The sequence below is a fragment of the Paenibacillus sp. OV219 genome, assembly GCF_900110075.1.
Classification (GTDB): domain Bacteria; phylum Bacillota; class Bacilli; order Paenibacillales; family Paenibacillaceae; genus Paenibacillus_Z.
Window position 1 is genome coordinate 190,276 of record NZ_FOCJ01000004.1, and the last position, 13,432, is coordinate 203,707.

10 protein-coding genes are annotated in these 13,432 nt (G+C 51.1%); 3 read left to right on the plus strand and 7 right to left on the minus strand.

Going from position 1 to position 13,432, the window contains the following annotated elements; all coding sequences use genetic code 11:
- Positions 1-29 precede the first annotated feature (29 nt).
- A complete protein-coding gene (locus BMY11_RS12660; protein ID WP_090576152.1) occupies positions 30-1,520 on the minus strand; it encodes an extracellular solute-binding protein in 1,491 nt (496 codons plus the stop codon).
- Between the two features lie 313 nt (positions 1,521-1,833).
- Between BMY11_RS12660 and BMY11_RS12665 the strand changes: the two genes are divergently transcribed.
- Entirely contained in the window at positions 1,834-3,645 is a 1,812-nt protein-coding gene (locus tag BMY11_RS12665; protein WP_090576154.1) for a cache domain-containing sensor histidine kinase, read from the plus strand.
- On the plus strand, positions 3,626-5,314 hold the full coding sequence (locus BMY11_RS12670) for a response regulator (RefSeq protein ID WP_177182618.1): 1,689 nt from the start codon (positions 3,626-3,628) through the stop codon (positions 5,312-5,314). Before BMY11_RS12665 ends, BMY11_RS12670 begins: the two co-directional genes overlap by 20 nt.
- A 128-nt stretch (positions 5,315-5,442) precedes the next feature.
- Here the strand turns inward: BMY11_RS12670 and BMY11_RS12675 are convergent, their stop codons facing one another.
- The 6 genes from BMY11_RS12675 to BMY11_RS12705 all read right to left on the minus strand — a co-directional run bounded on the left by BMY11_RS12675 (position 5,443) and on the right by BMY11_RS12705 (position 10,611).
- Positions 5,443-6,183: a Bax inhibitor-1/YccA family protein gene (locus BMY11_RS12675; protein ID WP_090576160.1), complete on the minus strand. Its 741-nt coding sequence runs from the start codon at positions 6,181-6,183 to the stop codon at positions 5,443-5,445.
- A gap of 39 nt (positions 6,184-6,222) precedes the next feature.
- Positions 6,223-6,747, minus strand: coding sequence for an imm11 family protein (locus BMY11_RS12680; protein ID WP_090576163.1), 525 nt, complete (start codon positions 6,745-6,747; stop codon positions 6,223-6,225).
- Positions 6,748-7,015: 268 nt separating this feature from the next.
- Positions 7,016-7,858, minus strand: a complete 843-nt coding sequence (locus BMY11_RS12690) for an NAD-dependent epimerase/dehydratase family protein (RefSeq protein ID WP_090576166.1) — start codon at positions 7,856-7,858, stop codon at positions 7,016-7,018.
- Between the two features lie 18 nt (positions 7,859-7,876).
- Positions 7,877-9,100 (minus strand): enolase C-terminal domain-like protein, encoded by a 1,224-nt coding sequence (locus BMY11_RS12695; protein WP_090576169.1) that lies wholly within the window; start codon positions 9,098-9,100, stop codon positions 7,877-7,879.
- Between the two features lie 236 nt (positions 9,101-9,336).
- Positions 9,337-9,711, minus strand: coding sequence for a VOC family protein (locus BMY11_RS12700; protein WP_090576171.1), 375 nt, complete (start codon positions 9,709-9,711; stop codon positions 9,337-9,339).
- 18 nt (positions 9,712-9,729) lie between these two features.
- The gene (locus tag BMY11_RS12705; RefSeq protein WP_090576174.1) at positions 9,730-10,611 is read right to left on the minus strand and encodes a VOC family protein; all 882 of its coding nucleotides are present in this window, start codon (positions 10,609-10,611) and stop codon (positions 9,730-9,732) included.
- A 153-nt stretch (positions 10,612-10,764) separates the two neighbouring features.
- On the opposite strand from BMY11_RS12705, the gene BMY11_RS12710 reads away from it, so the two are divergent.
- Entirely contained in the window at positions 10,765-13,326 is a 2,562-nt protein-coding gene (locus BMY11_RS12710) for a sigma-70 family RNA polymerase sigma factor (protein WP_090576177.1), read from the plus strand.
- The last annotated feature ends 106 nt before the right edge of the window (positions 13,327-13,432 follow it).

The following is a 13,432-nucleotide window of genomic DNA, read 5'->3' on the forward strand; positions in this document are numbered from 1 at the left end:
CCGATCGACTCCGCCTTTGTTACGCTGCCTTATTTCTTCACGGATGCGTTATACGCATCGACAACTTCTTTTTGCGCTGCATCTTGCGCTTCTTGGAGGAGCTGCTTAGGATCTGATTTCTCATCTGTCAGCGCTTTTTGAACCGCTTTAACGACATATGGAGTCAGACGCTCTTTCAGGAAGTACTCGAGGTGCGTGTCGGAAGCCGCTTTGTTCACGGCTGCTACAAGCTCAGGCGAGATGTCTTTCGCGAATTGCGAAGGATCAACGTCGCTGCGAACGGACAGCAGATTCGGGAACATACCGTTGTCTTGCTGGAATGTCAAAAATTTCTCAGCTACTTCTTTGGAATTCATGTAAGTGATGTATTTCCATGCTGCGTCCTGCTTCTCTTTGGAAGTCTTCGGATTGATGATCCAGTAAGCGCCGCCGATTTGGCCTGGGCCTTTGCCGCCAGGACCTACCGGATATGGAGCAAAGCCTACATCGTTCAAATCCATACCTTGCGCAACATAGTCGCCGAAGCCGCCGGATGCTGCATTCGACATGGCCGCTCGACCTTGGAAAATATCGTTCATATTATCCTGGTAGCTTTGGAGCACGTTGTTTTGTACGATTTTGTACTTCCACTTGAGATCTTTATAAAATTGCAGTGCTTGAACCGAAGGATCTTCTGTGAACGCCAATTGTACAGTACCGTCGTCATTCACATGCGTCAGGTCACCGCCTGCTTGCCATACATAATACTCAAACCACCAGTCCGCCCATTCCATACCAAGCAGCGTAATTCCGTACTGCTTCTTGGACGTATTCGTCAGCTTCTGGCCGAATTCAACCAGCTGATCCCAGGTCGCAGGAGGTGTATCACGGTCAAGTCCTGCTGCTTCGAACATCTTCTTGTTCCAGAACAAGCCGGTTACGTACATATCGTGCGGAATGCCGTATACCTTGCCATCGATTGTACCTGCTTGCATCGAAGAAGCAATAAATTGATCTTTGTCCGCATAGCTATCCCAGTAAGGCGTCAAGTCAAGCGCAAGACCTTGGCCTACCCAGTCACCAATGATCGGGAAGTGAGCCGCGTGGTACGCATCCGGGCCGTTGCCGCCCGCCATCGCCGTTACGAATACTTCACGGTCGTTCGTGCCTTGCGGCATCAACTCGTGCTTGACTTTAATGCCCGGATTCGCCGTTTCAAAATCAGCAAACACTTCTTCTTTCACGGATTTCATCGTATCGTCCGGATTCGGCTGATCCCATACTGTAATATCGACGTTACCACCGCTTGCAGCTGCGTTATCTGTAGTTGCTGTATTATCTGTTGTGTTGTTTGTCGTCGCATTCGTGTTCGAAGTGTCGTTCGTAGTTGCAGTATTGTCTGTCGTGCTGGTGTTGTTGCTTGTATTCGAGCTAGTATTGTTGTTACCGCTATTGCTGCCCCCACAAGCTGAAACGATGAGCATTAAGACGAGAACAATTGCCAAGCTTGACCATGTTCTGAACTTCAACTTGTTCTTCAATTGACTGCCTCCCTCGAATGATTATCTGATTTACAACTCAAGTATAGGCTCAGTTGGTAGCGCTTTCTATGTAATATCTTAACATTCGATTAGCAATAATTTAAGCAACTTCTAGAATAAAGAACGCCTAAAGCGTAAACGGCTGGCACCGTCCTTCGGCGGTAAAGCTAACGTTTCGCGGTGAAATATAAGACAGACGTATAAGGTGAGACTTATACGTTCTTATATTTTAAAAAAAGGAAACCATCTGAATTTGTCGAATACAATCGCAAAGCAAAGGAAAGCGGTTACAGATGTTAGGGGGTTCCTTATCATGCAGTTCCGCAATAAAATGATTCTCTCCTTCTTCATCGTCATCAGCCTCACGGCCATCATCATGGGCTACTCCTATTACCGCATCATGAGCCGCGAGCTTGAAGCTTCTACCCTGCAAGGCCTTGAGAAGATGACCGAGCAAACGGTCGATACGCTGAATCTCCATTTCAAGACGATCTCGAATACGGGCTACAGCTATTTCAGCGATACCTCGCTGCAGAAATTCCTCGACGGTCCCCCGAACTTCGACAATGAACAATATTTCCGCAATAAGCTTGTTTCCCAGAAGGTACAAAATCCGCTCATTTCCTTCATTTCGATTACCCGTTTGGACGGGACGCAATTATCCAGCTACTACTATTACAACCCGAGTGTCAAACAACTGCTGGATCAGGAACAGGCGAAGCTAAATCAAAAGGCACTTCAAATGGATGGCTTCCCGTTCTGGTCCGTCTCGTATACGACCATCAGCACAACCGTGACTCCAGTCCAATCCGTCAGCTATATTCAACTGCTCAAACGCATTATGATGAATGCGCAGCGTCCGATCGGCTATATCAAGATTGATATGGACCCCGGCGTGCTTGACAAAATATTACTAGGCCTGCAAACCGACAACGGCAGCAAGTATTACATTGCAGACCGCGCCGGACGCATCATCTACACGCAAAATAAAGCGGATATTGGCAAGACCCTTGCAAGAAGTCCGCTGTTCGCTGCCTATAAGCAGGCGCAGAAGTCGAATGATTACGTTAATTTCCGATTTGAAAATGAGAGTAAAACGTTCATCGGCTATTATGAAAGACTGAACGCCGGCGACTGGATCATTATCGGCAGTGTTCCTCTGGGGCAAGTGCTGCAGAAGGTGGATACCTTTCGCAATACGCTCATCATCGTCGCCATGATCAGCTTCCTCTCTGCGATGCTGCTCGCTTCGCTCATTGCCGCTGGTGTAACCCGCCCGCTGAAGGAGCTCAACAAGAAGATGAAGCAGGTGGAAATGGGCGACTTCGGAGCTACGATTGAAGTGAAGGGCAATGACGAGCTGTCAACCATCCAGCATAGCTTTAACAAGATGACATCCGAGATCAGTACGCTCATCTCCAAAGTCTATGAGACGGAGCTGCTCAAGAAAGAGGCTGAGATCAAGGCGCTGCAAACGCAGATTAACCCGCATTTTCTCTACAATACATTAAGCACAATCGACAGCATCTCCTCAATTGATGGGGATGAGCGAGTCTCGTATATTTGTATCGCGCTCGGGAGCATGCTTCGCTATAACCTGAACGGCGGCAGCCTCGCAACGGTGCAGGAAGAAGTTACGCATCTGGACCAGTATCTGTCCATCTATCGGATCCGTTTCGCCAAGCTGTTTGCCTATGAGATTGATGTGGAGCCCGGCATTGAAGAGTTGATTTTGCCCAAGTTTCTTATTCAGCCTCTGGTTGAGAATGCGATTATTCATGGCCTGGAGCAGAAGGTCGGCTTCAAGTCGGTGCATGTCACGATTGGCAGTCTCGATGAAACTAGGCTGAAAATTATCGTGGAGGATAACGGAGTCGGTATGGACCCCGCCATGATCGAGCTCTTCCACCGCAAGCTGAGCAATACGAGCGATATCGTGTCCAGACAGTCCTCCTCCCGCACCATGATCGGACTTGCGAATGTATTTAGGCGGATTCAAATGTACTACGACAGCGACCCGCGGGTTGAAATTGACAGTCAGCCGGGCGTTGGCACACGGATTTATTTTGTGCTGCCGAAGCAGACTGCAGGAGGGGATGAAGCGGATGAAGGTTCTCATCGTTGAAGACGAGCCGCTGCTGCGGGAAGGTCTGATACGCAAGATCGATTGGAAGACACTCGGTCTTGAGCTTGCCGGAGAGGCTGGCGACGGATTCGAAGCGATGTTCCAGCTTGTGAACTGCCAGCCGGATATCGTCCTTACCGACGTCAGAATGCCAGGCCTGGACGGACTGCAGTTCATCAACCAGGCGCGGGTCAACTTTCCGAACGTGAAGTTTGTCATCATCAGCGGCTTCAATGAGTTCGAATATGTGCGTGAAGCGCTGCTCTATAATGTGAAAGATTATTTGCTGAAGCCAATCGACAAACAGAAGCTGCATGTTTTGCTGGCGGGACTCGTAGAGGAACTGCATGCGGAGCGGCAGCAGGAGGCTGATCGTTCCAAGCTAAGTGAGTTGAACGAGATGATTCGCCAGAGCAACTTGCAGCCGCTAGATTTTCAGCTGACGCATCTGATCTCGGAGCAGGATGCCCGCTGGGATGGGCTGCCGATTGGCTTGGTGCGCAGCCACTCGTTCACAGGCGCATCGGTGCGAATCGTCTACCGTAACGAGACATCGCGCTTTGGCGAGAATGAAGAACCGCTCGCCCGCTTCGCGGTGCAGAACAGCATCGAAAATGCGCTAGTCGCGCTTCCGATTGAAGTCATCGCGTTCAAGCATGCCTATCACTCGGAAGAGATTGTCGTCTTCCTCGGCTCTCAGGCGGATGCGCTCGACCTTGGACGCATTGGGGAGACGCTCACGCAGACGGTTAGCTGGATTCGCCAGCATCTCGGCCTCATCGTCTCCATCGGCGTCGGCGGCGTGAAGGAAGAGCTGACGCAGCTGCGGCTCTCCTGCATGGAAGCAAGGAAGGCGCTGCAGAACCGGCTGCTGTTCGGCAATGGGAATGTTTATGTGGACTCGGGCGGTGGAGTGGTTGGCGGGAGTGGCGCTGGTGGCGCGAACGGAGTGAACGGCGGGAGTGGAGTGAAAGTTGGGAATGGCGGGAACGGAGCTGCCGGCGCAGGGGCTGGCGTATCGGGTTATACACAGCTGATGAATCAGGCAGAGCGAGGGTTGACCGCCATGCTGGAGGAGGGGCGGCACCGGGAGTTTCTCGACTATGCGGCGCAGCTGTTCCACTCTCTCGCGGAGTCGCCGGACGCGCGGTATGAACAGGTGGAGTACCTGTACACCGAGATCATTCATATGCTCCGCAAGCATGCCGCCAAGACGGCCATCGACCTGCCGAACTGGAGTCTCGGCACGCCAATTGCCAGCCTCGAGAGCCTCACGGATTGGCACGATATTATTGCGATTATCGAACAGCAGCTAGAGCGGCTGAGCAGCATGCTCGACCGCGGCGCCGAGCGCTCCTGCGACGAGATCATCGAGCACGTGCAGCACTATGTGCAGCAGCATTATGAGGAGGACTTGTCGTTGCAATGGGTGAGCGACAACTACTACATTCACCCGAATTATTTCTCCAAGCGGTTCAAGAGCGTCGTCGGCATCAGCTTTAACGACTATGTCACGCGCGCGCGCATCGAACGGTCGAAGGAGCTGCTCCGTACAACGACGCTGAAGATCGCGCGCATCTCGCAGCTGGTCGGGTATGAGGACCAAAACTACTTCTGTAATGTGTTCAAGAAGGTGACGGGTGTTAGTCCGTCGGCTTACCGGGTGTAAGACGTAAGCATCGAAAGCAAAAAAGCCTCGCACCTTCTTCGAAGGGGCGAGGCTTTCAATTTGATGCAGCTTTTTTTGCTAATGTAGATCCCTGAAGTACTCTCTTTCACTCATTGGCTACTTTACTGTTAGTCGCGGCTGCGCAGCTTCGCTAGCAAACGAAGAATTTCAATATACAGCCACACAAGCGTCACCATGAGGCCGAAAGCGCCGTACCATTCCATGTACTTCGGTGCGCCTTGGTCTGCTCCTTGCTCGATGAAATCGAAATCCAGCACGAGGTTCAGTGCCGCGATAACGACAATGACAAGTGAGATGCCAATACCAAGTGGCGTACTGTCATGCAAGTAAGGCACTGAGACACCGAACATGCCAAGAACCATGCTCACGAGGTAGACGAGCGCAATGCCGCCGGTTGCTGCGAATACGCCAAGCTTGAAGTTCTCCGTCGCTCGAATCAGCCTCGTCTTGTATGCAACTAGTAGCGCGAAGAACACGCACATCGTTATGAGCGCGGCTTGCAGCGTAATGCCGTGGTACTTGCTCTCGTAGCCCGCTGACAATGCCCCGAGGAAGCAGCCTTCGAGCGCAGCATAGATTGGTACGAGAAACGGCGCAGTCGTTGGTTTGAAGCTAATGACTAGCGCAAGAATGAACCCGCCTATGGCCCCTGCCACGACGAACGGCAGCACATTCCTGCCATCGAAGTACATCGACCAAGTGGCAAAAGCGCCGCCAAGGAGGATCGCCAGCGTAATGAACGCTTTGTTGACCGTCCCGTTAATGGTCATCCGGTTCGTGCTGGAGTAATTACCTGTTTTCTCAAAAGTTTTGTCATTCAACGTTGGATTCCCGCTGCGACCTATCATGATTCCATCACCTCTTCGAAAGTTGTAAGCTTGTCACCATTATAGCATTGTCTTCTCTATTTCATGCCAATTCAATTCTAACAATACTGGCGGGATATAAAATGGCTCTACCCAGGAGTAGCTCCCATCCATGGCTAGTTGCCCTATAAGCATATTTCCATTAACGTCTGCTTGCAATTTCCACTTTCCACTTGCCACTGCTTTCCCTGACTCCATTAACTTAGCAGCAGTGTTCCAATCAAACTCTTCGCCTTTATTCTTCTCTATGTTAGCAAGCATATCAGCATACTTCTGCTCTTTCTGACGTGCCATATCTTCCGTTATTTCAGAGTCCCAAACTTCATTAAAGTCTAGTCCCTTTAGTTTTGAGTCTAGTACCGCATTACGAAATGCATCAGAGACGTAGATTCTAGTTACTGTATGTTCTGGAACTTTAAATATTGGAATATCTTTAATCTTTTCGGGGACAAAAGCAATCTTTTTGAACCCAGAGAGTCTACCACTACTTTTAAAATATGTTGGTATTGACCTCTCATAATCAATGCAATCAATAACTCTTATCACATTACAAATTGTGATTTTCGGCTCTATAAAGCAATCATAATTCTGTCATCATCATCATCAACAGTTACAACCATACATTCTTCGCTTGAACTTATTTCCCAAATTTTCATTTGAACCACACCTCGAGTTTCTTTTCTATAGTACAAATTATTACAAAATCTCTCTTCAATGAGAAGGGCTATGTCATCCAAGTTACTATAAAGCAAAATAAAAAGCCCCGCCCGCTCCATCCGGAGCAGGCGAGGCATTCACTCACAATTGCAAACTACTATTCCACATCCGCCCACGAACGCACCGGGCTCCAGTTCAGCAAACGCCCGGCTAGCTCGTTGCTCACAATCGCTTCGCGCCCTTCAAAGCGCTTCCTGCGGTCGCGCACTTCGGGGTAAAACTCCGCGAGCAGCCGCTCCGTTTCCCAATCGCTAAGCGTATCGCTGCTCGTAATGCCGAGCGACACATAGCCGAGGCCTTCGGCGGTGAGCGCCGCAATCGTTGCGGAGACGGCATCATCTACATGAATGTAGCTCCACAGAATATTCTTGAAGCGAGAAGGGTCGGCGAAGCTTTGCCGATGCCACTTCAGCTCCTCCTCCGTTGTGATCATCGAATAGCGCATCGCCACGACCTGCATGCCATTCCGAAGATTGAACATCTCCGCCGTCTGCTCATTCACGATCTTTGAGAGCCCATAGCACTCCTGCGGCAGCTGCGGATGCGCTTCATCGACTGGCAAATAGTGCGGATCGAACGGAGTCGGTGCCCAGCAGAAGCCGTATGATGATTCACTTGAGCCGAATACCGCCTTCTTAATGCCCAGAAGAGAAGCAGCCTCGAGCACATTGTATGTAGAGGTCACATTGTTCGCAAAAATATGCTCATTGGTATAGCCTGTCGGCGACGGAATCGCTGCTAAGTGGACGATCGCATCCGCACCATGAATGCCGCTGACCACTTGCCCTAGTTCAGATAGATTCACCGTTATCTGCTTGCAACGCAGCTTGTCGCTGCGGCGGGTATCCAGCGCAACGACCTCATAGCCTTGCCGCTGTAGCTCCTCTACGACACGTACCCCAAGCTTGCCGCTTGCTCCCGTCACTGCGATGGTCTTCATAGCAATCGCCTCCATTTCTTATGGACGAACTAGCGTCCCATCCGCTTTACGATCTGTTGGGTATGGGAAGTGGTATGCCTTGCGATTCCAGTTCTCGTCGACCAGCAGCGCTGCCTTCTCCTCGTCGATATCAACACCAAGCCCCGGCTTCTCCGATGAGTACAGATAGCCGCCCTTGCGCACGACATGCCCTGGGAACGCCTCGCATTCCGCATCTTTGAAATGATTAATCTCTTGAATGCCAAAATTCCAGACCGCGCGGTCTAGATGAACAGCCGCCGCTTGGTTCACCGGATCGTTCTCGCCGCCCTCCTGCCAAGCAGTGCGGACGCCGAAGTTCTCCCCGAGCGCCGCGATTTTGCGGCATGCGCTGATGCCTCCCGCTTTGGAGACGCGCACGCGGATGAAATCAATGAGCCGCTCGACGATGAGATCCGTCCACTCGTGCGGATTGGCGAACAGCTCGCCGACGGCCTGCGGTGTCGTTGACTGCTGGCGCAGATGGCGATACCAGCCGATCTGCTCCGGCGGCAGCACATCCTCAAGGAAGAACAGGCTGTACGGCTCCAGCCTCTTCGCTAGCTGAACTGCGCCAATCGGGGTCAAATGCTCATGCACGTCATGCGTGAATTGCATATCGTTCCCGAACTTCACGCGCAGCTTCTCGAACATGTCCGGAATAGCGTTCAAGTACGTCGTTTCATTAAATGTAGCGCCAGTCGACCAATGCGGGTCCGGCAAATTCGCCTCGTTATCCTTCAGGAATCCGCCTCCGCCGTAAGAGCCGAGCTGACAGCGAATGACTGTATAGCCTTCCTCTTTATACTTGTGTACCGCTTCCTCTAGCTCCGATTGATCTCGACCGTCCGCATGACCATAGCATGGTACTGCCGCTCTACATGCACCGCCAAGCAGCTGATATACGGGCAGGTTCGCTTCTTTGCCCTTAATATCCCACAGCGCCATATCAATGCCGCCGATTGCGGTCTGCGTAATGGAGCCATGCCGCCAATAACCGCTCTGATGCAGCGTCTGCCAAATATCTTCGATCCGGCTCGGGTCTCTGCCAATCAAGAGGGGGGCAAAGAGCTGCTCCACCACCTGAACGACCGCCTCCGGATTGAAAATATCGGTCGCAGAGCCGATTCCATAGAGACCGTCCTGGTCCGTCGTCACCTTCACTATCGTCCAGCTGCCGTCATGCCGTGTGCGAATACATTTTACGCCTGTAATTTTGGCCACGTTCGCTACCTCCGAATCTTATTAGGAAAGATTGTAAGTGCATCTCGTTGCAAAAGGGTCTGGTCCATTCGATGTCGTCGTGCCGCTGCCAGCTGTATAAAACCGCTTACATTATAGAAGAGAAGCCAATGATGTCAAGGAAAGTACCTTCCCCTATTGTAATCAATTCCAAAACTTGTATAAAGGGGGTAATCCGCATTCTGTACGAGTATTTGTTTTAGGATATTTGGCGTTACCTATCCTCCAAAAGCAATACGATACCCATCTACATCTTCAACCGTAATTTCACTGAAGAAATCATTCAAATCCGGTCCTCTTACAATCGAGACATTCTTCTCCCTTATCTCTTCTAGCAATTGCCGTACATCGGTATAACAGAATGCATCGAAGTACAGCCCGCCTTGAACGGATGAGAGAGGCCGTACATCCCCCGGATTAACGGCTTGGTGAAGAATAAACGTCACTTGATCCCGGTTCATATGTACATGCTGAACATCCGGTCCGCCAATTCGTTCATACTTAAACCCTAGCTCTGTATAAAACTGAACCGAACGCTCCAAATCTCGCACCAGCAATACCATCGTCGGTCCTGTAATAACGGCTCTGCTCATCTTCTGGAATGCCTCCTCTTAGTCATAGTCATGCGTCTCGTCCAGCCCGGTTGCATAAGGGATGAAAGCATCAATGCGATCTTCGAGCATCATCTCCAAATGATATGCCCCAGCCGCCCCCGGCTCTGTCTTCAGGAAGCCGAATTGCTGACCCAGCCACCGATAAATATCGGAATATTGACTGCGAAAATCCTTCTGATCACGCTTGAACGAGAATACAGCATAATTTTGCTCCGGGATAACAAGCTCATCTAGTCCGCCCGGAACAGCAGCATCTATCGACAGCTCGCTGCATACCCACAGTCGATGCTGCTTGACGCCGGCGTACCGCTCGAGAATCGGATTGACGATCACCAATCGCTCCCCTAACTTTAATCGCTCTGCTGCTGTGGCAATAGCCGCTTGCGGATGATTCACATCTACGGTCACAGGGATACCAACGCAGCGCTTGGACGGCATTTTCTCGAACCGATATGACCGCAATTCCGGAAAGTCTGGCCGGTTCACGTTATCTGTCTCGTTCAAACCAAACAACCCGTTCCACACCCCGAAGGAATTGCCATCCGGATCCCGCAGCATGTACCAATGCGTATCCGCCACACCGATCTCAAGCGGATCTACGTCAGCACCCTCCCGCTCCAAGTGGTCATGCAAGGCAGCCGCGTCTCTCACGTGGAAGTTGATTTGTCCCTGTCCTTTCCTCGCCGCATCCTGGTGGATCCAGCAAATTCGCCCAGGCGACATCTCAAGCGTCGCGAAATGAGGGTTATAGGCGAGCACTCTAAAATTCAGACAACGGCAATACCATTCCAGTGCATCCTGCAGATTCGTTACGAAAATAGTCGGGATTACAGAAGCTACAACCGGCATATGCGCTACGTTCAATGGCTTCGTGATCATCGTGACAACCTCCTCTTTTTTATCCCACACCTTTATAGATGCCACACGACTCTATGAACCTGACCTACTAAAAAATTTTTTTACAGGAAAATAAATCCTTTTATCGAAATTCTTTTAAAGACCACCGACCATACCTAACAGGAGACTCTACACATGGATGTTCAAAACATAGACAGCGCCTCGGATGAAATGCTTATTGAGCGTGCTCGGCTCGGCAGTACCGAAGCCTATCAGGAACTACTGGCAAGGCACCGCGGGCGCGCATTCCAATGGGCCAAACAAATGACGCCGGATACTCATCTAGCCGAGGATATTGTGCAAGAAGCGCTTATTCGGGCATTTTTGAAGTTGGGCACCGTGACGGATTTGTCTAAATTCCTTCCCTGGTTTCGAACGATCGTCCGCAATCAGGCTTTGATGAAGCTGCGCCGCGGCGGACCGCATGCCCAGGAGAGCACTTTTACATCGCTGCTTGCCCCGAGAACGCTGGAATCCAGAGACCAACCGCCAGACTGGGGCGATCTGGATACCGTGCTTCACCATTACGCGAAACGCAAAGCAGTAAGCGGTACGAATTCCACCTCCACTTCTATTGCGGACTCCCCGCTCGCCGAGTGGCTGCCGGAAGTGATCCGCGCTTTGGGACCGAGAGAACGCAATGTATTCGTCAAACATTTCTACGAACAGCTATCCCCGCAGGAAATCGCGGAAAGTCTCGATACGAACGTCAACACGATTCACAAGACACTGTCCCGCATCCGGCGCAAAGCAGAGGATAGCCGAATTGAACTAGATATTCGAACGCAAATCCGTGTCCATACGAGTGCAAGGGGAGGCAGCCGGACGGTTGTATTAAACAAGCCAACCATCCAAGATGAACCCCTGCCTCACCAAGGCGTCGCTTTTGCGAATGCCTTTTATCACCTGCTCCGAGCAGTTGGCTCCAAGGTGTCGATGGCGGAGGTAATGGGTTATTCCGGTTATGCTTTCAACCTCAACGTGCTAAGGCATACGATTGGCGCTGAAAGTCCGATGCTGTGGGATTGGGACACGTTTATCTCTAATGCACTGCTTAATCTCGGCTATCACTCGAACTACGTGGATTATCAGCATTTCAAGAACGCTGCGGCAAGCGCCCACAAAACAAGAAATTTCCTCTATACGCTAGACATGATTCGCGACTCCATCGACCGAGGATATCCGGCGCTGTTATCGAGCGCCATGTCCTATGATTTGGCGATTGTCTACGGGTACGACGATGAGAATCAAATGCTGCTCGCAGCTGATCCGCAGAGAAGCGGTGAGGTTCCGTATCGGACCTTGTATTATGGAAATCCGAAGATCGATCACGCGATTTCACGTGAGCTGTATGCTTATGTGCTGGATGGCGAACTCGGCGATGAATATCAGCGGCCTGAGCATAAACTGATTCGCTTGCTTGAACGGGTCATTCGGCATGCAGATGGAGGCGATTATACGTTCATGCCTTGCCTGAACGGTCTGGCTGCCTATGACGAATGGATTGCCGCGTTCGAGAACAGTACGATAGATCCTCTAGGGAACGCCTCCAATATTGCGTTGTACGTATGGACTCGCAAGCAAGCTGCGACGTTCTGGGCAGAACGGCGAGAAGATCCGATTTGGTCGGAAAATCATAGCGAGATTATTAGATTGCTTCGTCAAGCCGAACTCGCATATGAAACGGTTCAGCACTCATTCGCAGCTCTCGCACAATTATTCCCATTCCCACACGGCGGATTTCCCCGCCAGCCGGAGCTTCGTAAGCAAGCCTTACAGTGGCTTTGTGAGGCTAAGAGTCAAGAAACAGTAGCAATTGGCATCCTCCGCGAGCTGCTGACCGAGCTTCGAAGCATAAGCTTAACCTTATGCGCTGACCAGACGCCCGTGCATCATATCCCGCTCAGTCCTTTCTATTCGTTCGGCGGAAACCGGCCAAAGCCAGCTCTCCCTTCGCATGCGGATGGCAGGTTTGAAGGCATCGTGTACATGTGCGGTAATTTGAAAGCAAGCATGCAGTTCTATGGATCGCTGCTCGGAGTCGAAGTGAAGCCGGATCAGCTGAACGATCCAATAGGCCTGCTTCCCCTCGGGGCAGATACATGGCTCGTCTTAATGGACAGGCGGCTCGATCTTAACCATGCCGATTGGAAGCCCTCCTACTATGTGCGCGTGCCCGATATGGATCAAACCTATGAACGTGCGCTACGGCAAAAATGGACCATCATCAATTTTCTCGATAAAGGCGGTCCCTTCACCGATATTTTTATTGCTGCAGATGCGGAAGGCCACCAGTTAATGATGGGCAGCCACTCGCTCGCGGAATCTTTTCCCGCTGCTAAGCGGACTTGCGACACCCACGCTCTACGTGCTGGTGCTGCCAAAGCCCCCTTCGCACTTGCTGTGAAAAGCGTAGCGGCGGCGGCCAGCGCTTACAGCGAGCTTCTCGGTGAGGATATTGTCACGCGCAGCATACGATTCATAGACAAGTTCAGCTCCTCGGATGCAGCCGCGCGATTACAGCTGGAAGTTAAGGATGCTTCATCGTTCTACTCATGGCTGAGCGATTCAGGCATTAACGTCTCGCGTACAATCGGTGATGCAGACGATGGCTTGCATAAATGGGTACTTGCCGACCCGGATGGACATGAAATTGTCATTCAGTTGATGAGTCCCGAAGCTGCTGCTCGGACCTGAAAAGCTTCTAATTCGCTCAGTTCCTTTGCCTAAAGTTTACCCGTGCTGCCAAAAGGTTTAAAATAATAAAGATCAATAGATTAAATGAATAGCGAGGAATGTTAGC

Bases quoted from the DNA above. Each gene is read 5' to 3' on its own strand.
- BMY11_RS12665 (WP_090576154.1), top strand. From the start codon at position 1,834: ATGCAGTTCCGCAATAAAATGATTCTCTCCTTCTTCATCGTCATCAGC.
- BMY11_RS12670 (WP_177182618.1), top strand. From the start codon at position 3,626: ATGAAGGTTCTCATCGTTGAAGACGAGCCGCTGCTGCGGGAAGGTCTG.
- BMY11_RS12675 (WP_090576160.1), bottom strand. From the start codon at position 6,183: ATGATAGGTCGCAGCGGGAATCCAACGTTGAATGACAAAACTTTTGAG.
- BMY11_RS12690 (WP_090576166.1), bottom strand. From the start codon at position 7,858: ATGAAGACCATCGCAGTGACGGGAGCAAGCGGCAAGCTTGGGGTACGT.
- BMY11_RS12700 (WP_090576171.1), bottom strand. From the start codon at position 9,711: ATGAGCAGAGCCGTTATTACAGGACCGACGATGGTATTGCTGGTGCGA.
- BMY11_RS12705 (WP_090576174.1), bottom strand. From the start codon at position 10,611: ATGATCACGAAGCCATTGAACGTAGCGCATATGCCGGTTGTAGCTTCT.
- BMY11_RS12710 (WP_090576177.1), top strand. From the start codon at position 10,765: ATGGATGTTCAAAACATAGACAGCGCCTCGGATGAAATGCTTATTGAG.